The sequence below is a fragment of the Achromobacter pulmonis genome, from assembly GCF_902859765.1.
Classification (GTDB): Bacteria; Pseudomonadota; Gammaproteobacteria; order Burkholderiales; family Burkholderiaceae_B; genus Achromobacter; species Achromobacter pulmonis.
This window is the reverse complement of sequence record NZ_CADIJV010000007.1, coordinates 90,761-112,527: the sequence shown is the minus strand read 5'-3', so window position 1 is coordinate 112,527 and position 21,767 is coordinate 90,761. Positions and strand designations below refer to the sequence as shown.

At 69.3% G+C, this 21,767-nt stretch carries 18 protein-coding genes; 5 read left to right on the top strand and 13 right to left on the bottom strand.

Features of this window, described 5'->3' with window-relative positions; all coding sequences use genetic code 11:
- Positions 1–8: 8 nt before the first annotated feature.
- Positions 9–1,340, bottom strand: coding sequence for an MFS transporter (locus HV701_RS08745; protein WP_175132678.1), 1,332 nt, complete (start codon positions 1,338–1,340; stop codon positions 9–11).
- Between the two features lie 123 nt (positions 1,341–1,463).
- On the opposite strand from HV701_RS08745, the gene pdxR reads away from it, so the two are divergent.
- Positions 1,464–2,966 (top strand): MocR-like pyridoxine biosynthesis transcription factor PdxR, encoded by a 1,503-nt coding sequence (gene pdxR / locus HV701_RS08740; protein ID WP_175132677.1) that lies wholly within the window; start codon positions 1,464–1,466, stop codon positions 2,964–2,966.
- 107 nt (positions 2,967–3,073) lie between these two features.
- Here the strand turns inward: pdxR and HV701_RS08735 are convergent, their stop codons facing one another.
- From HV701_RS08735 to HV701_RS08705, 7 genes are all read right to left on the bottom strand, one after another.
- Positions 3,074–4,402 carry an aspartate aminotransferase family protein gene (locus HV701_RS08735; protein WP_175132676.1) on the bottom strand — a complete coding sequence of 443 codons (1,329 nt, stop codon included), beginning with the start codon at positions 4,400–4,402 and terminating at the stop codon, positions 3,074–3,076.
- Complete coding sequence (locus HV701_RS08730; protein ID WP_175132675.1) at positions 4,399–5,478, bottom strand: phosphotransferase; 1,080 nt, start codon at positions 5,476–5,478, stop codon at positions 4,399–4,401. The genes HV701_RS08735 and HV701_RS08730 overlap by 4 nt, the downstream gene beginning before the upstream one ends.
- Positions 5,475–6,773 carry an ArgE/DapE family deacylase gene (locus HV701_RS08725; protein ID WP_175132674.1) on the bottom strand — a complete coding sequence of 433 codons (1,299 nt, stop codon included), beginning with the start codon at positions 6,771–6,773 and terminating at the stop codon, positions 5,475–5,477. The genes HV701_RS08730 and HV701_RS08725 overlap by 4 nt, the downstream gene beginning before the upstream one ends.
- 177 nt (positions 6,774–6,950) lie before the next feature.
- A complete protein-coding gene (locus tag HV701_RS08720) occupies positions 6,951–8,210 on the bottom strand; it encodes a putative Na+/H+ antiporter (RefSeq protein WP_175132673.1) in 1,260 nt (419 codons plus the stop codon).
- 24 nt (positions 8,211–8,234) lie between these two features.
- Complete coding sequence (locus HV701_RS08715) at positions 8,235–8,705, bottom strand: hypothetical protein (protein ID WP_175132672.1); 471 nt, start codon at positions 8,703–8,705, stop codon at positions 8,235–8,237.
- A gap of 68 nt (positions 8,706–8,773) precedes the next feature.
- Positions 8,774–10,288: a tripartite tricarboxylate transporter permease gene (locus tag HV701_RS08710; RefSeq protein WP_175132671.1), complete on the bottom strand. Its 1,515-nt coding sequence runs from the start codon at positions 10,286–10,288 to the stop codon at positions 8,774–8,776.
- Positions 10,289–10,291: 3 nt separating this feature from the next.
- On the bottom strand, positions 10,292–10,777 hold the full coding sequence (locus HV701_RS08705) for a tripartite tricarboxylate transporter TctB family protein (protein ID WP_175132670.1): 486 nt from the start codon (positions 10,775–10,777) through the stop codon (positions 10,292–10,294).
- A 344-nt stretch (positions 10,778–11,121) separates the two neighbouring features.
- Between HV701_RS08705 and HV701_RS08700 the strand changes: the two genes are divergently transcribed.
- The 4 genes from HV701_RS08700 to ligD all read left to right on the top strand — a co-directional run bounded on the left by HV701_RS08700 (position 11,122) and on the right by ligD (position 17,488).
- Complete coding sequence (locus tag HV701_RS08700) at positions 11,122–12,507, top strand: sensor histidine kinase (protein WP_175132669.1); 1,386 nt, start codon at positions 11,122–11,124, stop codon at positions 12,505–12,507.
- Complete coding sequence (locus tag HV701_RS08695) at positions 12,504–13,820, top strand: sigma-54-dependent transcriptional regulator (protein WP_175132668.1); 1,317 nt, start codon at positions 12,504–12,506, stop codon at positions 13,818–13,820. The genes HV701_RS08700 and HV701_RS08695 overlap by 4 nt, the downstream gene beginning before the upstream one ends.
- Before the next feature lie 168 nt (positions 13,821–13,988).
- Positions 13,989–14,915: a non-homologous end joining protein Ku gene (gene ku / locus HV701_RS08690; RefSeq protein WP_175132667.1), complete on the top strand. Its 927-nt coding sequence runs from the start codon at positions 13,989–13,991 to the stop codon at positions 14,913–14,915.
- 2 nt (positions 14,916–14,917) lie between these two features.
- The gene (ligD, locus tag HV701_RS08685; protein ID WP_175132666.1) at positions 14,918–17,488 is read left to right on the top strand and encodes a DNA ligase D; all 2,571 of its coding nucleotides are present in this window, start codon (positions 14,918–14,920) and stop codon (positions 17,486–17,488) included.
- Here ligD and HV701_RS08680 read toward each other — a convergent pair.
- The 5 genes from HV701_RS08680 to HV701_RS08660 are packed head-to-tail and all read right to left on the bottom strand — an operon-like array spanning position 17,485 to position 21,732.
- The gene (locus tag HV701_RS08680) at positions 17,485–18,144 is read right to left on the bottom strand and encodes a tetratricopeptide repeat protein (RefSeq protein WP_175132665.1); all 660 of its coding nucleotides are present in this window, start codon (positions 18,142–18,144) and stop codon (positions 17,485–17,487) included. The two genes, ligD and HV701_RS08680, sit on opposite strands and share 4 nt — an antisense overlap.
- Entirely contained in the window at positions 18,141–18,956 is an 816-nt protein-coding gene (locus tag HV701_RS08675) for an SDR family oxidoreductase (protein WP_175132664.1), read from the bottom strand. The genes HV701_RS08680 and HV701_RS08675 overlap by 4 nt, the downstream gene beginning before the upstream one ends.
- On the bottom strand, positions 18,953–19,624 hold the full coding sequence (locus HV701_RS08670) for an iron-containing redox enzyme family protein (RefSeq protein WP_175132663.1): 672 nt from the start codon (positions 19,622–19,624) through the stop codon (positions 18,953–18,955). Before HV701_RS08670 ends, HV701_RS08675 begins: the two co-directional genes overlap by 4 nt.
- A gap of 6 nt (positions 19,625–19,630) precedes the next feature.
- Positions 19,631–21,109 (bottom strand): AMP-binding protein, encoded by a 1,479-nt coding sequence (locus HV701_RS08665; RefSeq protein ID WP_175132662.1) that lies wholly within the window; start codon positions 21,107–21,109, stop codon positions 19,631–19,633.
- Complete coding sequence (locus tag HV701_RS08660) at positions 21,106–21,732, bottom strand: thermostable hemolysin (RefSeq protein WP_175132661.1); 627 nt, start codon at positions 21,730–21,732, stop codon at positions 21,106–21,108. The genes HV701_RS08665 and HV701_RS08660 overlap by 4 nt, the downstream gene beginning before the upstream one ends.
- Positions 21,733–21,767: the final 35 nt, after the last annotated feature.

The window sequence follows — 21,767 nt, the reverse complement described above, 5'->3', positions numbered from 1 at the left end:
CTCGGCCGTTACGACGCCCGGCTGGGCTGGGCCGCGCCCGGCGCGGCGCCACGCCGGCGCGCCGCCTCGCGCTCCGGCGTCGGCAGGTAGACCGCGCACAGCAGGTTGGCGCCGGCGATGATGGCGAACATCAGCGCCAACGGCTGCCAGGTCAGGCCGAAGGTGTGCGCCACCCACAGGCCCACCAGGGGGGTGGTGCCGCCGAAGATCGCGCCGCATAGCTGGAAGCTGAGCGAAATGCCGGTGTAGCGCATCTCCACCGGGAAGGCCAGCGGCAGATAGGGCGCCAGCACCGCATAGTAGGCGCCGATCAGGAAGATGGCCGTGAGGATGCCGATGGCGATGTTCTGGATGTCGCCGGTCAGGATCAGCATCATCATCGGCACGGCCCACAGCGTCGACAGCGCGGTGACCCAGATCAGGAAACGGCGCTCGCCGATGCGGGTGGCGATGTAGGAGGCGATCGGAAAGCTGATCAGCTCGACCACGCCGGCCCAGGTCACCACGTCCAGGATCTGGCTGCGGGTGATCTTCAGGTAGGTGGTGGTGTAGGTGATCATCAGCGTGGTCACGAAGTAGAACCCCGAGATGCCCAGCAGGCACAGGCCGATGCCCAGCAGCAGCGCGCGCTTGCGTTCGCGCAGCACCATGCCGATGGGGGCGGTGGCTTCCTTTTGCTTTTCCTTCAGGCGCGCCTGCAGCTCGGGGCTTTCGTTGACGCCGCGACGGATGACGAAGGCCACCAGCACCAGCACGCCGCTGATGATGAAGGGCAGGCGCCAGCCCCATGCCAGGAAGTCTTCCTTGGGCAGGTCCGACACCAGGCGGAACACGCCGGTCGCCAGGATCAGGCCGATGGGGCTGCCGTACTGCGGCGCCGAGGCCAGGAAGGTGCGCCACTTGGGCGGCGCGTGTTCGGCCGCGATCAGCACCGCGCCGCCCCATTCGCCGCCCACCGCGATGCCCTGCACCAGCCGCAGCGCCACCAGCAGCACCACGGCGGTCAGGCCGATCGAATGATACGAAGGCAGCAGGCCGATCAGCGTGGTGGCCACGCCCATCAGCAGCAGCGTGATGACCAGGCTCTGCTTGCGGCCGACGCGGTCGCCGAGGTGACCGAACAGCACCGCGCCCACCGGCCGCGCGAAAAAGCCGATGGCGAAAGTGCCGAGCGAAGCCAGCGTGCCCATGTAGGGATCGTTGGTGGCGAAGAACACATCACCGAACACCAGGGCGGCCGCCGTGGCGTAGCAATAGAAGTCGTACCACTCGATCATGGTGCCGAAAAATGCCGCGGCCGCGGCCCTGACCGGCTGTCTGCGGCCATTGCTGTCGTGCATGGAATTCCCCTTGTTTGATGCGGTCGCCCAGGTGGCGCCGCGATGTCGAATACCGGCGTTGACGATAGCAACTACTGGCTATATCTTGTATAGCCACAATTGACTCTCATATATGGCCACTTCATGAAGGAAGTCCTGCTTGCCGATCTGCTGTCGGGCGCGCTGTCGCGCGAATCGGCCGACCCCTTGCAGAAGCAGATCTACGACATCGTGCGGCGCGGCGTGCTGGACCACACCCTGGTGGCGGGGCAGCGCCTGCCGTCCTCGCGCGTGCTGGCGCAGGAGCTGGGCATTTCACGCATCACGGTGACGCTGGCCTATGAGCGCCTGATCGCCGAGAACTACCTGAGCGCGCGCGGCGGCAGCGGCACCTTCGTCGAGAAGACGGTGGACCGGCCCCTGTTGCCGCCGGCTTCTCCCGAGCACGTGCAGCGTCACGTGCCGGGCCTGTCGACGCGCGGCGAGGGCATCGCCGGCGGCGCGGCCGGGCTGGGCCAGCACACCGGCGCCTTCGTGCCGGGCGTGGCCGACGCCAGCCTGTTTCCGTTCCACTTGTGGCGCCGGCTGGTGTCGCGCCACCTGGGCAAGTCGAACCTGGCGCTGGCGGGCTATGCCAAGGATGGCGCCGGCTTTCTGCCGCTGCGCGAGGCCATCGCCAGCTACCTGCGCCTGGCACGCGCGGTGGTGTGCGAGCCCGAGCAGGTCATCGTCACGGCGGGCACGCACCAATCGGTCGACCTGTGCGCGCGCATGCTGGCGGGCGCGGGCGATGCCGCCCTGGTCGAGAGCCCGTGCCATTGGGCCTTTCCGCCGGTGCTGGGGGCGGCGGGCGTGCGCGCCCATGCGGCGGCGGTCGACGAGCAGGGCCTGGACCTGGCGGCCAGCAAGTTGCCGCGCCGGGCGCGGCTGCTGATCACCAGCCCGTCGCACCAGTACCCCACTGGCGTGGTGATGCCGCTGGCGCGGCGGTTGGAGCTGCTGCAGGCGGCGCGGGCGCGCGGGCTGTGGGTGCTGGAGGACGACTACGACAGCGAATTCCGCTACGACGGCGCGCCGATTCCGTCGTTGCAGGGGCTGGATGCCGACGGCCGCGTCGTCTACCTGGGCACCTTCAGCAAGACCATGTTCGCCGGTCTGCGCATGAGCTACATGGTGGTGCCGCCGCAGGTGGCCGAGTCATTTTCGCGGGCCTGCGCCAGCATCTACCGGCCAGGCCAGTTGCACCTGCAGGCGGCGCTGGCCGATTTCATGGCGGACGGCCATTTCTCGCACAACATCAAGCGCATGCGCACCGAGTATGCCGGCCGCCAGATCGTGCTGCGCGAGGCGCTGGCGGCGCGGGTCGGTGAACAGGTGCGGCTGTCGCAGGCACGGGCCGGGCTGCATGTATATGCGCGGCTCGACCGCAAGGTATCGGTGCCGCGCCTGGCCGAGGCCGCCCGCGAAGAGGGCATCGTGGTGGGATTGCCGCATTACCTGCCTGATGCGGCGCGGGCGGCGGCGCCAGCGGTGGTGCTGGGGTATGGCGGCGTGCCCTGCGAGCGCATCGGCGATGGCGTGGCGCGCTTTGCGCGGGCGCTGGCGCGGGCCGGCGAGAGCGGGCCCGCGCGCCGGGCGCAGCGCTGAGCTTTGTGGCGGTGAGCGTTGGTCGGTCAGGGTGGCCGGCCATGACGCCGTGGTTCCGCTACCGCGGCGCATGGCCGGCCAGGGCCCGGGCCGCGCCGCGTTGCCGCCTACAGCGCCGCCAGCGTCTCATCCGCCGCCGCCAGCAGCAGGTCGGCGTGTTCCCGCGCGAACGGCAGTTGCGGGCGCAGCTTGAGCACGTTGCCGTGCAGGCCGGTGGCGCTGAGCAGCACGCGGCGCCGGCGCATCAGGTTGACGAAGCGATGCGTTTCTTCCTTGGCCGGTGCCTGGGTGGCGCGGTCGCGCACCAGTTCGACGCCGATGAACAGGCCGTCGCCGCGCACGTCGCCGATCAGCGCATGGCGCTCGGCCAGGGCGCGCCAGCCGTCGCGCAGGTACTGGCCGATGCGCGCGGCGTTGGCCTGCAGCCCTTCGTCCTCGATCACCGACAGCGTGGCCTGGGCCGCGGCGCAGGCCACCGGATTGCCGCCGAAGGTGTTGAAGTAGCGCGCTTCGCGGCCGAAGCGTTCCAGGATGTCGGGGCGCGAGACCATGGCGGCGATGGGATGGCCGTTGCCCATCGGCTTGCCCATGGTGACGATGTCCGGCACGAGATCGTGGCGCTGGAAGCCCCACATGCGCGAGCCGGTGCGGGCGAAGCCGGCCTGCACCTCGTCAGCGATGAACAGGCCGCCGGCGTCGCGGATGGCCTGTGCCGCCGGCGCCAGGAAGCCGGCCGGGTCGCTGTAGACGCCATCGCTGGACAGAATCGTGTCGACCAGCAGCGCGGCCGGCTTGATGCCGTGGCGCCGCAGGTCGTCGATGGCGGCCTGCACCTGCTGGCCGAACCACGCGCCCAGCGTGGCCGGATCGTGGCGGTAGCTGTCGGGCGCGGCTACGGCGCGCGTGTCCACGCCCAGCGGCACCGCCTGGCCGAGCGACGGCGATACGGCCGCCACCGCGGCGGTGACGCCGTGGTAGGCCAGCTGCGTGACGATGACGCCGGTGCCGCCGGTATGGCTGCGCGCCACACGCAGCGCCAGGTCATTGGCCTCGCTGCCGGTGCAGGTGAAGATGACCTGCGACAGCGGCTGCGGGAAGGTCGCCAACAGGCGCTCGGCGTAGTCCAGCACGCCGTCGTGCAGGTAGCGGGTATGGGTGTTCAGCAGCGCGGCCTGTTCGGCGATGGCGCGCACCACGCGCGGATGACTGTGGCCCACCGAGGCCACGTTGTTGTAGGCATCCAGGTAGCGTTCGCCGTCGGCGCCATACAGCCACACGCCTTCGCCGCGCACGATGTGCAGCGGCTGGTCGTAGAACAGGCGGTAGGCCGGCCCCAGCACGCGCTGGCGGCGGGCGATCAGGTCGCGTTCGGCCCGCGGCAGCGCGTCGGCGGCGGCGGGGTCGAAGGCGTTGAGCATGGCTTGGTCTCGGCTCATACAAGGGTCTCCATCGGGGTCTGGCTGGCGGCCAGCAGGGTTTCGCTGGCCTGCTGGCGCGGCAGGGCGTCCAGGCGCGCCAGGCCGGCCCAGGCCAGGGCGTTGTTGCGCAGGATGTATTGGCGGTTCTCGGGATGCTGCTGCGCGCGCCAGCCGGTGATGGCCACGGTGATCAAGAGGCGCGTGGCGATCAGGTCGGGCAGCAGCGCGATTTCGGTTTCGGTCAGGGGCAGCGTCTGATGGTAGCTGGCCAGGCATAGGCGCAGGCCCGCCGACAGCGGGTCGGGGGCGTCGTCCAGCAGGTAGGCGGCGGCCACGGCCAGGTCCTGCGCCAGCGGCGCGCGCACCATGTCGCCGAAGTCGAGCAGCGCCGCGACCTGGGCATGATCGTCGCGCGCGACCATCACGTTGTACGGATTGAGGTCGTTGTGGATGACCTGGCGCCGCAGCCCGCCCAGGCGCGGCCGCAGCCCGTTGGCGAAGCGCTCCAGCTGGCGCTCGGCCAGTCCCCGCCGCGCCACTTCAGGGATCTTCGGCAGCAGGTCGGCCACGCGCTCGGCGTGTTGCAGGTCCCACAGCAGTTCGTGGTCGGCCATGGCGTGGTCGAAGCCGGCCAGCGCCAGGTCGAACTGCGCCAGCGCGCGGCCCAGGGCGCGGTATTGCGCCGGGCTGCGCGCCACCTGGTGCAGCGGCACGCCGTGCACGAAGGTCATCAGCCGCAGGGCGCGGCGCGCGCCGTCGCCCGCGTCGTGCCAGTGCACATAGTCGCCTTGCAGGTCGGGGATCAGGCGCGGCACCGGCGGTTGGCCGCCAGCCAGCATCAGCCGCAACTGCGCCTGGGTGTGGAAGTCGGTGACCGCCGGGTCCTCGGCGGGGTGGGTGGCCTTGAGCACGTAGGCGCTGCCATCGGCTGCGCGCAGCAGGAAGTTCTGGTCGCGTTCGCTCGACAGCAGGGTGGCCCGTGTCGCCAGACCGTAGTGGCGTTGCGCCAGGGCCTCGGCCTGGGGCAGGGACAACTTGGGCGGCTCGGCCGCGAACAGCGCCTGGCCGGCGCTGGGAAGATGGCTGCGGCTCATGCGTGGCGCTCTTCCAGTCCGCACCATTCGGCGATAAACAGGGCGATGGTCTGGGTGACCTTGCGCACCGATTCCAGGTTGACCGCCTCGTCATAGCCGTGCGGCATGCGGCATTCCGGGCCGTAGACAATGGCGGGAGTATCGGCGTACAGGCCGTAGAAGCGGGCGTCGGTGGCGGCCGAGGTGGCGTATTCGCGCAGCGGCTCGCCGAACACCTGTTCGTGCGCGGCGCGCAGCGCGGCCTCGGCCTGGTCGGCATTCTGCAATTCGTAGCCCTCGGCCATGAAGCCGTGGTAGACCACTTTGGGCGGATGCGTGGCCAGGAACGGATCGCGCGCCGCGGCCTGGGCCACGAACGCCTCGATCTCGGCGCGCGCGGCCTCCAGGCTCTGGCCGGGGTAGACCGCCACGCGCATGTCGAAGGTGCACCAGGCCGGCACGCTGGACGGCCAGTCGCCGCCGGCGATCTTGCCGAGGTTGAAGCGGATCGGGTGGGGGTGGTCGCAGAAGTGGCGGTGGTCGCACTTGTTGGCGTTCCAGCGCGTTTCCAGCTCGTCCAGCGCCTGGATCAGGAAGATCGCCTTCTGGATGGCGTTGGCGCCGGCGCCGGTGAAGGCGGCCGAGGCGTGCTGGGGGTCGCCTTCGACCTGCACCTGGAACCACATCGGGCCGACCTGGGCGCGCATCAGCATGGGCAGCAGCGGCTCCGGGATGAAGGCGGCGTCGGCGCGGTAGCCGCGCGCCAGGCAGGCCAGGGCGCCGTTGCCGGTGCATTCCTCTTCCACCACCGATTGCAGGAATACGTCGCCGGCCGGCGCCAGGCCGATGGCGGCCAGCGCGTCCATGGCCGACAGGCAGGCGACCAGGCCGGATTTCATGTCGCCCGCGCCGCGGCCGTGCATCCAGCCGTCGACGATGGCCGGGTCATAGGGATCGCGGCTCCATTGCGCCAGCGGGCCGACCGGCACCACGTCGATGTGGCCGTTCAGGATCAGCGAGCGGCCCGTCAGGCTGCGCGCGCGGTGCGCGCCGACCACGTTGTAGGCGTTGTCATAGGACACCGCCACCGGCGAGAAGCCCGGCAGGTGGCGGATGGCGTCGACGTCGATGCGCCAGCGGTCCACCGCATAGCCGCGTTCGGCGTAGCGCGCCGCCATGAAGTCCTGCGCGGTGGCTTCCTCGCCGCGCTGCGATGGCAGGCGCACCAGTTGCGCCGTCAATTCGGTCTGGGCCGCGAAGCCCGCGTCCACGGCTTGGAGGATGCGCTGGCGCAGCGCCGGAGTCAGTTCTGGCATGGATGTGCTCGGGGTTGACTGTCAATCCGGCCATCCTAGGCAAAATTGGCTTGGCAAAAAATAGCCAATCCAGGTTATTTCATATAGCCACTTTCGGGCCGCCGCGCCGAGGGGAAACGGGCCCGCGCCGATGCCGGCCTCGCCCCGGGGGGCGGGCTTGGCAGCAGGCGCGGCCGGTCACAGCAGGAACAGGAGCGCCGCCGCCACCGCGGTGGGCGCCAGCGCGCCGCCCAGCAATCCCGCCATGCTGACCGAGCCATCGCTGAACCCGCCGCGCAGCAGGGCCACCCCGGCGGGGTTGGGCGCGTTGGCGATCACGGTCAGGCCGCCGCCGGCGACCGCGCCGGCGACCAGCATGTATTGCGCCTGCGCGGAGATGCCGTCGATCAGCGACCCCAGATAGGTCAGGGCGGCATTGTCGGTGACCGCGGTCAGGGCCAGCGCGCCAAAGAACAGGACGCGCGGTTCGAGCGCGCTGACGATCGGCTGCAGCCACCATTGCTGCAGGCCGCCCAGCACCACCAGTCCGGCCAGGAAGAAGCCGACCAGCAGCGCTTCCTTGATGATGAGGCGGCTCTGGTGCGCCTTGTAGGCCTGGGTGTAGCCCAGGAAGAACAGGAACAGCCCGAGGAAAATCACGGGGTGGTGGGCGCTCAGCACCACGGCGGCGAGGAACAGCAGGTGCACCACGATGACCGTGGACGATATCGGCGCGGATTGGTCGCCGCGCGCCATGACGTCGCCCGATTGCAGGTGCGGCCGCAGCAGCCAGGTGATGGCGGTGGCGTTGATCAGCACCGCCAGCGCGGCCTTCCAGCCGAACGCCTTGAGCATGAAAGCGCTGTCCCAGCCCCAGGTGGCGGCCACCATCAGCACCGGCGGCGCGGCGTACGAGGTCAGGGTGCCGCCGATCGAGATGTTCACGAACAGCACACCCAGCGCCAGGTATTTGAGCCGTTCCGGCATGTCGCGGTGAAACACCTGCGGCGCCAGCATCATCGCGGCGATGGTCATGGCGGCCGGTTCGGTGATCAACGAGCCGGCCAGCGGCACCAGGGCCAGGCACAGCCAGGCCTTCGCGGTCCGGTCGGCGACCGGGATCAGGCGGGCCAGCCGATTGACCAGCCGCATGACCGCGGTGAGCACCGGCAGCGACGCCGCGATCACCATCACGACGAAGACGAATGCCGGCTCGGTGTAGTTGCGCGACTCCGCGTAGGCGAGCGCGCTGTCGCCGGATGCGGCCAGGGCCATGAGCAGCAGCAGGATGGCGGCCCAGAAGCCGAACACCACCTCGACTTCGCCGAGCAGGTGCAACAGCCCTTCATGGCGCTTGCTGCGGTGCGCCAGGCGCAGGAAAAGGGGCGTGGAAAAAGTGTGCAGCAGGGCGATCGCGAAGACGATCGCGGCAATGATCTCAATCGGCTTGTCTGTCACGCGCGGGGTTCCTCGGTAGCTATTTCATATGCGCGCGACTTCGATCCAGAGTCGCGCCATCACGACATGTCGCACCAGATCATACAGGTGCGGCGGGGCCTCGGCCGGCACCAGAACGCGGCGCACCAGGGCTTGCAGGTCGACGCGCAGGCACGGCTGGGGAAGCGGCGTGACCTGCCGGCGCATCGTGGCCATCAGCCGGACCCGGCCGAGCGACGGCATGTCGATGTCGAGGCGGGCGTCGGCGGGGGGCAGCACGGCATCGCGCAGGGCGTCCAGCGTCGAGCAGATGTAGATGGCGGATGGCGCCAGGGCATTGCCATCGACGCCGCGGCGCCACTCCTGCGTGCCGATGAGCGTGGCGCAGGCATCCGTGCCGGGCGCCTCGAAGCGCAGCCGGCTGAATTCCAGCAATTCCATCAGCTCCACGAACGACAGTCCGCGTGCGATCGGCATGGCCGTTGCGGCATGACCGTCACCATCGTGCGATCTCATGGCGTACTCCCGGTGTTGCGCCCGGGGCCACCTGGCGGCGGCCCCGGGGTCTTGCTTGGTGTTGACGATCAGGATTGCGCCTGCGCCATCGCGCGCACCTTGTAGCGGTTGCGAACGGTGGAGAAGGCCAGCCACAGGGCCAGCGCGAAAATCGCGTAGACGAAGCCGGCGCTGATCGGGCGGTCAATGAAAATGCTCAGTTGGCCACGCGACAGCAGCAGGGCGCGGCGGAAGTTCTCTTCGACCATCGGTCCCAGCACGAAGCCGAGCAGCAGCGGCGCGGGCGAGAAATGCAATTTCAGGAACAGGTAGCCGACCATGCCCAGCACCAGCACCATGCCAACGTCGAACAGGTTGTTGTTGGTGCTGTAGACCCCGACGCAGACGAAGAACAGCGCCGACGGGAACAGGTACTTGTAGGGCACCTTGAGCAGCTTGGCCCACACGCCGATCAGGGGCAGGTTCATGACCACCAGCATGACGTTGCCGATCCAGAAGCTGGCGATCAGCCCCCAGAACAGGTCGGCATGCTCGGTCACCATCTGCGGGCCGGGCTGGATGCCATGGATGATCAGCGCGCCCAGCATCAGCGCCATCACCGAATCCCCGGGGATGCCCAGGCTCATGGTGGGGATGAAGCTGGTCTGCGCCGCCGAGTTGTTGGCCGCCTCGGGGCCGGCGATGCCTTCGATGGCGCCATTGCCGAAGCGGTTCGGCGTCTTCGATACGCGCTTTTCCACGGCGTAGGACATGAACGACGCGATGGTCGCGCCGGTGCCCGGCAGGATGCCCAGGACCGCGCCGATGACGCTGCCGCGCGCGATCGGCATGACCGATTGCTTGACGTCGCCCGGCTCGGGGCGCACCGACATCTTGGTGGCGTTGCCGACGGTGGCGGCCCGGCCGATGCGGTTGACGTTGGCGAAGAAGTCCGCCAGGCCGAACAGGCCCATGGCCAGCGCCACCAGTTGCACGCCGTCGCTCAGTTCGATCACGCCGAAGGCGTAGCGGATGGTGCCGGTATTGACGTCGGTGCCGACCACGCCAAGCAGCAAGCCCAGGAACACCATAGCCACGCCCTTGATGGCCGACCCTTTGGCCAGGGTCGCGCCGGCGAACAGCCCCAGCATCATCATCGAGAAATACTCGGCCGGACCGAACTGGAAGGCGACTTCCACCAGCAGCGGCGAGAACAGGATCATGATGATGATGCCGACGCTGGCGCCGATGAACGAGGCCAGCACCAGCATGAACAGGGCCGAGCCGGATTTGCCGCGCCGTGCCAGGGGGTTGCCGTCCAGGCAGGTGACGGCGTGCGACGGCGTGCCGGGCAGGTTCAGCAGGATGCAGGTGATGCCGCCGCCGTATTGCGCGCCGTAATAGATGCCGGCCAGCATCATCAGGGCGGCCACCGGCGTCATGGCGTAGGTGAGCGGCAGCAGGATGGATATCGCGGCCAGCACGCCCATGCCGGGCAGCACGCCGATCATGTTGCCCATGAAGACGCCAAAGAGCGACCAGAGCAGGTTTTCCCACTGGAAGGCGACGGAGAAGCCGTGCAGAACGTTATCGAGCAATTCCATGGCTTAACCCCAGCGCAGCATCGGGAACTGCAATTGCAGCGCCCACGAGAAGACGATCGCGCCGAACAGCGTCATGGCAGCGGCCAGGATGGCGGCGGATTTGTATGTGTTGGACGTATCCCCCAACGCGGAAACGAACACCAGGGCGAAGGTGGCCGGCAGGAATCCGAGGGTCTGGCCGAGCACGATGAACAGCCCGATACCGGCGGCGATGCAGGCCATGCCACGCAGACGCTCGCGCCGCGTCGGCTGCGGCAGCTGTTCTTCGAGCTGCTCTTCCTGCACTTCATCGGGGTCGGGGCAGAGGGGGATCAGCACGCCCAGGGCGACCAAAAAGCACCCCACCAGCATCGGGAAATATCCCGGCCCCATGCGCGCCAGTTCGCCGATGTTGTATGAGGTGGCCTCGAAGAGGGTCAGCGCGCCGCAGAGGGCGATGAATGCGCCTCCCCACAGATCGCGCTTTCTAGAGAATATGGTGCTGCCCATGGCGTGCTCCCCGTTTTTTGTTGATGACAAGACCGCGGGCCGTGCGGCGCACGACCCAGGGAGCCGGGACTTTAAGGAGGGCGGCTTGCATTCTGCTTTCGTTCGTTTGCGCCCGGCTTGCGGGATAACCATGAGGCCGAGGGTAGGGGCGCGCGCGGGAGTAACGAAGGGTGAACAAGCTGTAATCGCCATGTTCACAAAAGTGAACATTTCAAGATGAAAAGCGCCCGAAACCGGGGTCGGCACGCTTCTTGCCCGCTGCGGGCGCGCTTGCGAAATCTTGCAAATTGGGGGGAGGCAGTGGCCACGGCATAATCACGTTTTTGCTGTCATGCGCGCCGATCATGTTTCGCTTGCCGCTTACCGCGCGGATTCCGCTCGCGGTTTCCCTGTTGTTCCTGGTGATTTCCGCCGCGCTGATATCGCTGGCGCTGCACGGGCTGTCGCGCCAGTTCGACAGCCAGGTCGCCAATCTGGGGCAGGTCTACCTGGACGGACTGTCGGCGGCGATCCTGCCGGCGGTGCGCGCCAACGATGGCGCCCAAATGACCGAAGTGCTCAATCGCGCGCTCGATACCCATCTGGGCGTGGTGGACCGTACCCTGGCGGTGGTCACGGCCGATCACCGTCTGCTGGCGCATGTGGCGCGCTATCCGGAAGTGGAGCCGGTGCCCCTGGCGGCCTTGCACGGCGGGTCCGGCAGCCTGATCAGCCTGCGTTCCGAAGGGGTCTGGACCTGGCGGCTGCTCGACAGCGCGCAGCCGCGGCTGGGGACCCTGATCGCCAACCTGGACGTCAGCGAATTCCTGCAGCAGCGGCGCGAACTGGCGCTCGAACTGGGACTGGTGGGGCTGGCCGTCAGCCTGCTGGGCGCGGGGCTGTGCTACGGCATGGCGCGGCGGCTGCAGCGCCCCATCATCTCGCTGACCCAGGCGTTGCGCGCCGGACGCGAGGATCAGCCGCGCGAGATGGCGGTGCGCACCGGCGATCCGGAATTGCAGGAACTGCTGGCCGCCTACAACTGGATGGTGGCCAGCGTGCGCGAGCGCGAGGCCTTCGCCCAGCGCCACGCGCACATCGAGCGCGAAGCGATGCTCGGCCGCATGTCGGCGGCGCTGGCGCATGAAGTGCGCAATCCGCTGGGCGGGCTGCGCACCGCCGTACAGACATTGCGGCAGTTCGGCGATCGCGCTGAAGTGCGGCAGGAGTCGCTCGGCTTCATCGACCGCGGGGTCGAGGCGCTGCAGGCCGTGGTCGACGCCAGCCTGCGTACGTTCCGGCCGGGCACGGCGTTGCTGCGGCGTGCGGACATCGAGGATATCCGCCTGATGGTCAGGTCGCAGGCGGCCAAGGACGCGGTGCGGGTGGCGCTGGCGTGCCGGGGGATGGGCGAGCAGGCCTTGCCTTTGCCCGCCGGGCCGGTGCGCCAGGTGCTGCTCAATCTGGTATTGAATGCGGTGCAGGCGTCGCCGCCGGGCGGCGCGGTCTGCGTCGCGGCGCGGGCCGGGCGGCATTGGCTCAGCCTGCACGTGACGGACAGCGGCGCCGGACTGCCGCCGGATGCGCGCTCGGCGCTGGCGGGCGGCTCGCCCGGCGGCGACGGCATGGGCCTGGGCATCGTCGCCGACCTGGTGCGCGCCATGCAGGGGCGCTTGCGTGTGCGCGCGGCGGGGCCGGGCACGCGGATTTCAGTGCGCATTCCATTGCCGCAAGGGGGGCAACCGCGATGAACGATACCCAGATCCTGCTGATCGAGGACGATCCGGTGCTGGGCGGGGCCTTGTTGCAGCGCCTGCGGCTGGAAGGCCTGTCGGCGCAGTGGGTGCAGAGCTGCGCGCAGGCGGTGGAGTGGTTCCGCCGCTCGCGCCAGCGTCCCGCCTTCGTGCTGGCCGATATCCGCCTGCCGGATGGTTCCGGCGAGGACCTGTACCGGCGCCTGATTCCCTATCTGGCGCAGGCCACCGTGGTGTTCGCCACCGCCTATGGCGAGATCGCGCAGGCGGTCAGGCTGGTGGCGGCCGGCGCCAGCGATTATCTGACCAAGCCTTATGACACCGACGCGCTGGTGGCGCGCATGCGCGCGGTGATCGCGGCCCAGCCCGCCGGCGTGGCTGGCGAGGTGCGCGACAACCCATTCCGTTTCGACGATCCCGCGAGCCCGCTGGCGCGCGAGCTCGAACGCCTGGCGGCCAGTTCCCTGCCGCTGCTGCTGGAAGGCGAAACCGGGACGGGCAAGGATCGGGCGGCCCGCTATGCGCATGCCCGCTCGCCGTTCGCGGCGGGGCCGTTCGTGGCTGTCAATTGCGCCTCGATCGCGCCCGAGCTGGCCGAGAGCCTGTTGTTCGGTCATGCCAAGGGGGCATTCAGCGGCGCCAACGCCGCGCGAGAGGGCTTTTTCTCCGAGGCCCAGGCCGGGACGCTCTATCTCGACGAGGTGGCAGAACTGGCCCCCAAGACCCAGTCCGCGCTGTTGCGGGTGCTGGAGAACGGCGAGTACCGGCCGTTGGGCGAAATCCAGAGCCGCCAGACCCGCTGCCGCATCATTGCCAGCACCTGCGGTCCGCTGGACGCGGCGGTGGCCGAGGGGCGCATGCGGGCCGACCTGTATTACCGGCTGGCAGTGGCGCGACTGGGGTTGCCGCCGCTGCGCGAGCGGCCGGCGGCGCTGGAGCCGTTGGCGTCAGCCCTGCTGGCGGAGTCGCCGCAGGCCATGGGCAAGCGATTTTCGGCCGCGGCGCTGCGGGCATTGGGCGACCATGACTGGCCGGGCAACATTCGCGAGATGCGAAACCGGATCGCGCGGGCGGTGGTATTGGCCGACAGCCCCGAGTTGGACGCCAGCGACGTCTTTCCCGAACTCAAGCTGGAAGGCGCGTCGGATCTGGCGACCCGCCGCACCCATGCTGAACAGCGCGCCATCCAGCAGGCCATCGCCGAATCCGGGGGGCACCTGGGCAGCGCCGCGAAGCGGCTGGGTATTTCCCGCACGACCCTGTGGAAGAAACTGCGCGCCACGCGCGAGGACGACGGCGGGACGCCATAGGGGCCTGGGCCGTGCCGGGGGGCTGGGGGCGCGGCGGGCACGCCGCTTGCTGGCGCGACACCCTCATGCCGGCGTTGGCGCGCGCGCCCGGCGCTGCGACAATGCAGGCAGGCGGTCAACCCAAACAGTGGACGGGGCGGCAACGGCGCCCCTGAGGAGAGCGGCATCATGGCGACGCGAACCATCTGGAAAGGCGCGATTTCGTTCGGGCTGGTGCACATCCCGGTGGGCCTGCATACGGCCACCAGCGAATCGGGCGTGGACTTCGACTGGCTCGACAAACGCTCGATGGACCCGGTCGGCTACAAGCGTATCAACAAGCGCACCGGCAAGGAGATCGACAAGGACAACATCGTCAAGGGGGTGGAATACGAGGACGGCCAGTACGTCATCATTTCCCCCGAAGAGATCGCCGACGCCTATCCGCGCACCACCCAGACCATCGAGATCCAGCAATTCGTCGAGGCCGGCGAGGTGCCGTTCGTGTACCTGGAGCGGCCCTACTACCTGGCGCCGATCGGCAAGGGCCAGAAGGTCTATGCCTTGCTGCGCGATACGCTGGCCAAAACCGGCAAGATCGGCATCGCGCGGGTGGTGATCCAGACCAGGCAGCACCTGGCGGCGCTGATCCCGGCGGGCGACGCGCTGGTGCTGAACCTGATGCGCTGGGGCGACGAGGTCAAGGGCACCGACGAGCTGGACCTGCCCAAGGCCGGCGCCAAGGATTCCGCGCCCAGCGCCAGCGAATTGAAGATGGCGCGGAAGCTGGTCGACGACATGTCCGGCCACTGGGACCCGGAACAATACAAGGACGAGTTCAAGGCCGCCGTCATGGATCTGGTGGCGCGCAAGGTCAAGGCGGGCAAGACCGAGACGGTGATCGAACCGCGGGAGGAATCGCCGGCCTACGCCGATAACGTCATCGACCTGACCGAACTGCTGCAACGCAGCCTGAAGGGCCGGGCCGCGGACGGGACCGGGCCGCGGACGGCGGCAAAAAAGACCGCGAAGAAGACCGCGAAGAAAGCCCCCAGGAAAGCGGTCGGCAAAGCGGCGAGCAAGACGGCGGCTCGGAAAGCCACGAAGGCGGCGTGACCATGGCCGATACCCTGGCGAAATACCGCGCCAAGCGCGACTTCACGCTGACTCCGGAGCCGGCCGGCGGCGGTCAGCCCAACCAGGCCGCGCGCGCTTTCGTGATCCAGAAGCACTGGGCCAGCCGGCTGCACTACGACTTTCGGCTGGAATTGGACGGCGCCATGAAGAGCTGGGCCGTGCCCAAGGGGCCCAGCTACGACCCATCGGTCAAGCGCATGGCGGTGCAGGTGGAGGACCATCCCATCGCCTACAACCGCTTCGAGGGCGAGATCCCGCAGGGCCAGTATGGCGCCGGCAAGGTCATCATCTGGGACCGCGGCACCTGGACGCCCGTGGGCGATGCGGCCGAGGGCTATCGGCGCGGGCACCTGAAGTTCGACCTGCATGGCGAGAAGATGCGCGGGCGCTGGGCGTTGATCCGCATGAAAGGCCGTGAGTCCGAAAAGCAGCCGCCCTGGCTGCTGGTCAAGGACCGCGACGACTTCGCCCGCGCCGAAAGCGAGTTCAGCGTGGTCGACGAACAGCCCGACAGCGTGGTCGCGCCGTCCGCCATGGCGGCGCCCGGCGACCCGCCCGACGATCCGCCCGTGGCGGGCCCGTTGCCGGGCAAGGCGGCCGACCTGCCTGGGCGACTCAAGCCGCAACTGGCCACGCTGGTGGCGGGCGTGCCGGCCCAGGCGGGCGACGACTGGCTCTACGAGATGAAATTCGACGGCTACCGGCTGCTGGCGCGGCTGGATCATGGCGAGGTGCGCCTGTACACGCGCAATGGCCACGACTGGGCTCCCAGGCTGCCGCACCTGGTGGCGGCGCTGCGGCGCATGCCGCTGGAGACGGCGTGGCTGGACGGCGAGATCGTGATGCTGGCCGATAACGGCGCGCCCAGCTTCCAGGCGCTGCAGAACGCCTTCGATGGCGAACGCACCGACGCCATCCTGTTCTATGTGTTCGACCTGCCTTACGTCACCGGCCGCGACCTGCGCGGCGAGCCGTTGCAGGTACGCCGCGCGGTGCTGGCGCGGGTGATGGCGGCCGCCGGCGGCGACCCGCTGCGCTTTAGCGATGCCTTCGACGCGGCGCCGGCCGACCTGCTGGCGTCGGCCTGCAAGATGGGGCTGGAGGGCATCATCGCCAAGCGCCTGTCCTCGCCCTACGTCGCGCGCCGCAGCGACAGCTGGCTCAAGCTCAAGTGCGCGCGGCGGCAGGAATTCGTCGTCGTCGGCTATACCGATCCCAAGGGCACGCGCGTAGGGCTGGGCGCCTTGCTGCTGGCGTATCACGACGCGGCCGGCCGGCTGGTGTACGCCGGCAAGGTCGGCTCCGGGTTCGACGACGCCGGGCTGGCCGCGCTGCGCCAGCGGCTGCAGGCATTGCGGACGCGCCAGGCCAGCGTCAAGGCGGGGGGCGCCGGCCGTGACACGCACTGGGTGCGGCCCGAACTGGTGGCCGAAGTGTCGTTTGGCGAATGGACGGAATCGGGGCATGTGCGCCATCCCGTGTTCCGTGGACTGCGCACCGATAAACCGGTGCGCGCGATCACGCGGGAGGTGGCGATGGGTGCGGATACGATACGGGACGCCAAGGCCGGAGGCACGGCGCGGCAAGGCCGCGAGGCGAGCGCCAGGACAAGCACGAGGACGACCACCATGGCGGCGGGCAAGCACACGGAGAAGGCCGCCACCACCGTCGGCAAGCTTACGCATCCGGACCGCATCATCGATCCGTCGACCGGCCTGACCAAACTGGACCTGGCCCGCTACTACGGCCTGGTGGCGCCGATGCTGCTGCGCCACCTGAAGGACCGCCCGGTATCGTTCCTGCGCGCCCCGGCCGGCATCAAGGGCGAGCTCTTCTTCCAGAAGCACCTGGAAGCGCCGATGCCGGGCGTGAGGTCATTGCCGCAGGCCCTGGACCCGGACCATCCGCCGCTGATGGAAGTGCCGACGCCGCAAGCGATCCTGTCGGCCGCGCAGATGAACGTGGTGGAGTTCCATACCTGGAATGCGGTCAAGCGCGCCATTGGCAAGCCCGACCGCATGGTGTTCGACCTGGACCCCGGCGAGGGCGTGACCTGGGACGCGGTGCGGCAGGGCGCACAGTTGCTGCGCACGTTGCTGAACGAGATCGGATTGCAGAGCTGGCTCAAGACCAGTGGTGGCAAGGGCCTGCACGTGGTGGTGCCGCTGCGCCGCCAGTATGGCTGGGACACGGTCAAGGCGTTTTCGCAGGCCATCGTGGCGCATCTGGCCCGCACCCTGCCGCAGCGGTTCGTGGCCAAGAGCGGCCCGAAGAACCGCGTCGGCAGGATCTTCGCCGACTACCTGCGCAACGGCTTCGGCGCCACCACGGTGGCGGCGTGGTCGGCGCGCGCGCGGCCGGGGATGGCGGTGTCGGTGCCGCTGGCGTGGGACGAACTGGACCAGGTCCGGTCCAGCGCCCAGTGGACCATCTCCAACATCCATGAACGCCTGGATGTTGGCGATGCGCCGTGGGACGGCTATGCGCCGCAGGCGCTGGCGGCGGCCATGAAGGCGCTGGATTTCAAGCCGGACGGCGGCGGCCGCGCCTAGTTTTCCTGACGCAGCAGCGCCTGGACTTCGGCCCGGCGACCCTGGTCAGCCACTTCCCGGCCAGGACGCGGCGGCGCCTTGAGGGCCTTTTGCAGGTAGGGCAGGGCTTCCACTTTCCGGTTGCGGTAGATCAGGTAGTCGGCATAGAAGTAGTTCGGATCGATGCCGTTGGGATTGAGCGCCAGCGCCTGCTGCAGTAGCGCCTCGGCCTTCTTGTTGTCGCCGAAACCCACCGGCCAGCCGGGCACCTTGTAGTACAGCACGCCCAGGCTGTTGAGCGCCGAGCCATCCAGGGCCTTGCGATCGATCTTGATGGCCGATTCGTATTCCGCCTTGGCCTGCTTGGCGAGACTGAGCGCGCCCAGCCCGCCTTTGGCGCCGGCCCAGGAACTGAGCACGATGCCTTCCCAGATATGCGGCTCGGCGCGGTCCGGGTAGCGCGCGGTAAGCGCATGCGCCTGGTGCGACAGGCTTTCGAAACGCGCTTCGCGCTCGCGTTCCGGCGTCTGGTATTGGATCACGGCCCATTCCGATTGCAGGGCATGTATGCCTTGATCGAGTTCGGCCGGTTCGGCCCTGGCCAGGCCCGGCCCGGCCAGGGACAGGCAGGTGATGGCCGCGACGGCGGCGGCGCGCAACAGATGACGTCGATTCATGAGGAGACTCCTGATTTGGGAAATACCGCGCCAAGCGCGCGCCGGTGCTTGGCAAAGACGCCGTCCAGCAGGCGCGGGCAAAGGGTGTTGAGACGCACGGCCAGGGCTTCGACCAGGCCGGCAAAGCGCTGCGGCGACTCGTTTTCGAGCATGCGCTGCACCGCCAGGGCCACTTTGTCGGGCGAGTCGCTGGGCGAGCCGGTGGCCTGGTTGAAGGCGATGACCTCGGGCGAATTGAATGGCGTGTCAATGGCGCGCGGCGCGTAGTACTGGAGCTTGACACCGCTGCCGGCCAGTTCCCGCCGCAGCGCCTCGGTGTAGACGCGCAGGGCCGCCTTGGAGGCGCCGTACGCCGCAAACCCCGGCACGCCCAGGCTGCCGAGCACCGAGCCGATGTTCAGCACCTGCGCGCGCGGCAGGGCGCGCAGGTGCGGCAGCATTTCGCCGGTCAGCAGCATCGGCGCCAGCACGTTGGTCGCGAACAGTTGCTGCGCCTGGTCGGCCCGCAGGTCCTGCGCCGGGGCGAAGGCCGCGAGCGCGGCATTGTTGATGAGGACGTTGGCGCCGCGCGCCGCGGCGGCATCGACAATGGCGGCGCGGCCGCCGCTGGTGGTGACGTCCACCACCAGCGCGTCGACCGCGTTGCGGTCGGTGCCGCCCGCGTTCAGTGATTGCGCCAGCGCCAGCAGGGGGTCGGCGCTGCGGCCGATCAGCAGCACGCGGGCGCCCTGGGCGCGCAGCCGGCGAGCGATGGCGCTGCCGAGACCGCCGGCCGCGCCGGTCAGGACGACGGAGGCTTCGCGGATATTCATCGGCTGACCTCATCTGCGGCGGCGCGCGGCAGGCCCTGGAAGATGCCGCCGTACAGGCCATAGAACATGCGCGCGGCATGCACTACCGCGGCCTGGTCGGCGGGGTCGTCCAGGTCGTTCACCAGTTCGGCGAAATGCGCCGTGTGTTCCTGGTCCAGCGTGCCGTGCGAGCGCAGGTAGCTGAAGGCCGCGGGCGGAAGCCCCAGGCCCTGCTGGATGCGGTCGGCGGCGTTGAGCGCGAGCGCGACGCTGGTGCCTTCGAGCACATGCACCATGCCGAAGAAGCCGACCGGATTGTTGCGGTTGATGGTGTCGTAGGCATAGGCCACCATGATCTCGGTGGCCGGACCGGGTCCGGCCCGCTTCACCGCGTCCGCGTCCTCGCCCAGCGCCCGCAGGTCATTCAGGATCCATTCGTCGTGGCCGGTCTCTTCCTCGATGTACTCGTCCAGCGCTTCGTCTAGCCAGTCCAGGCGCGCGGGAATGCGCGCGCGGCAGCTGTGCATCAGCGGCACGGTGTGGCGGACGTGGTGGTAGGCCTCGCGCAGGAAGGCGACATAGCCGGGCAGAGTGACCTCGCCGCGCAGGCATTCCTGGATGATAGGGGTCTGTATCAGGCGGTCGCGGTGTTGCCGCGTCTCGCTCAGCAGGGTGTCATAGAAGGGCATGGTGGGTCAGGGCTGTAAGGGTTGCTCGGAGGGGGGGAACAGGTCGGCGTGGCACTGGTGGATAGCATCGCGGCGGGGCCGGCCATTGGCCGTCGCCAGGCCGGCGGCGGCGGAAAAATCGGCGCGGCCGCGGGTCCATGGACCGATGCGCGCGTAGTCGGGCAGGTGCTGGTTGGCGCGGGCGATGGCGCGCGCCAAGGCGGCGTCATCCTGCGCGCCCTGCGGCCAGATCACGGCGCCCAGCGCCGATTGGCCCTCGCCCAGCACCACGGCGTGGCGGATCTCGGGCTGGCTGGTGAGCGCCACTTCCACCCATTCGGGCGAGACGTTGCGGCCGAAGCCGGTGATCAGCACATTCTTCGCGCGTCCCTGGATATGCAGGAAGCCGGCCGCGTCGATCCGGCCCAGGTCGCCGGTGGGCCACCATGCACGCCGCGCAGCCGGTTCGCCCAGATAGCCGAGCGCCAGGCTGCCGGCGACCTCGATCTCGCCCGCATCGTTGATGCGCACGCGCGCATGGGGCAGCGGCCGGCCCGCCGAGCCGGGGAGGTCGGCGCCGGGCAGGTTGAGCGTCTGCACCGACGCCGCTTCGGACAGGCCGTAGCCTTCATAGGCGGGCAGGCCGGCGGCGCGCGCCTGTCCCAGCAGTGTCGTGCCGACTGCGGCGCCGCCGACCGCCACCAGGCGCAATCCCGCGGGCGCGGGGTGACGGGTGGCGTGCAGCCAGCCGGCGTAGGCGCGCAACATCTGCGGCAGGACGATGACGCTGTCGGCGCGCGCCTCGGTGAGCGCGGCGTGCAGCTTTGCGGGCTCGAACTGCGAGGAGCCGGACAGCCCGACCTGCGCGAGCGGGCGTACGTCGACCATCGCGCCGTGCAGCAGCGGCGCATAGACGCCGGCGATGTTCTCCAGCAGCACTGGCAAGGGCAGGGCCACGAGGTGGCGGGCGATGCCAAGCGGCGCGGTGGCTTGCGCCAGGCCGGCGGCCACCGCCAGCATGGCGGCGCCGCCCAGGCAGACGCCCTTGGGCAGGCCGGTGGAGCCGGAGGTGAAGGTGATCTTGTCGGTGCCCGCCGGCAATTGCGCCGGCTGTGCCTGGCGCCGCAACAGGGCCAGTTCGCCCGCGACCGAGCTGGGGCTGAAGCCGAAGCCGGCCAGGCGGCCGGCATCGCTGGCCGCGCAGGCCAGGGCTTGCGCGCCGCTGGCCCGCAGGGTTGCGGCGATCTGCTCGGGCGTGAAGAACAAGGGCAGGGGCAGATGCACCGCGCCGCTCGCCAGGCACGCCAGATCGAGCACGATCCAATCGACGCCATTGTCCAGCAGCGAGGCCACGATGCTGGCGCCGCTGCGCGACAGCTGTTCGCTGCAATCACGCACGCGATCGACCAGGGCCGCATAGGTCAGCGTGTCCGCGGGCGAGCGCAGCGCCAGGTGCTGGGCGCGGGCGGGGTCGCGCAGCGCGGCGAAGAAGGCATTGACACTCATGCTTCGCGCTCCGGGATGTGGGCCAGGATGGCGTCCAGGCGGCCGGCGAACACTTTCGGTTCATGCTCGTAGTAGGTGCCCCAGTCCTTGCGGTCGGCGGCGTCCAGGCCGCGGGCGGTGGCGATGGCCAGCGGCTGGTGCGCCAGGCCCATGCGCGAGAACAGATGGTGCAGTTCCTTGGTCAGTGTGCCCACCGCCCATTCGAAGCCGCCGCGGTGCAGGTGATCCGCCAGCAATGGCACCAGCAGACGGCCGGCGCCCGGCCGCGCGGCGGCGAACTGGCCGGTTTCGACGATGTGCGCGCGCGCCACCGGCAACCCGCGCTCGCCCAGGTAACGCTCGATCGGCGCGGCCAGATAACGCTCCAGGAACAGCGGCTCGCGCGCATCGCGGTAGCCGGCCGCGGCCAGGATCTCCTCGCCGATGCGCAGGCTTACCAGGCTGGGCATCCAGTGCTTGAGCTGGGCGCCGAAGCGTTGCCGGTAGCGTTCGTGGATATAGGCTTCGACCCGGGCGCGGGCGGGATCTCCCTCGGGATGGACGTGCAGCACCGGCCGTTCGGGGCGGGCCGTGGTGTGCGGGGCCATGGCGGCAAGGAGCGAGGAGGATTTGAACTGCGGCATGAAAGATTCCGGTCGGCGCATCGTCGAGTTCCTTT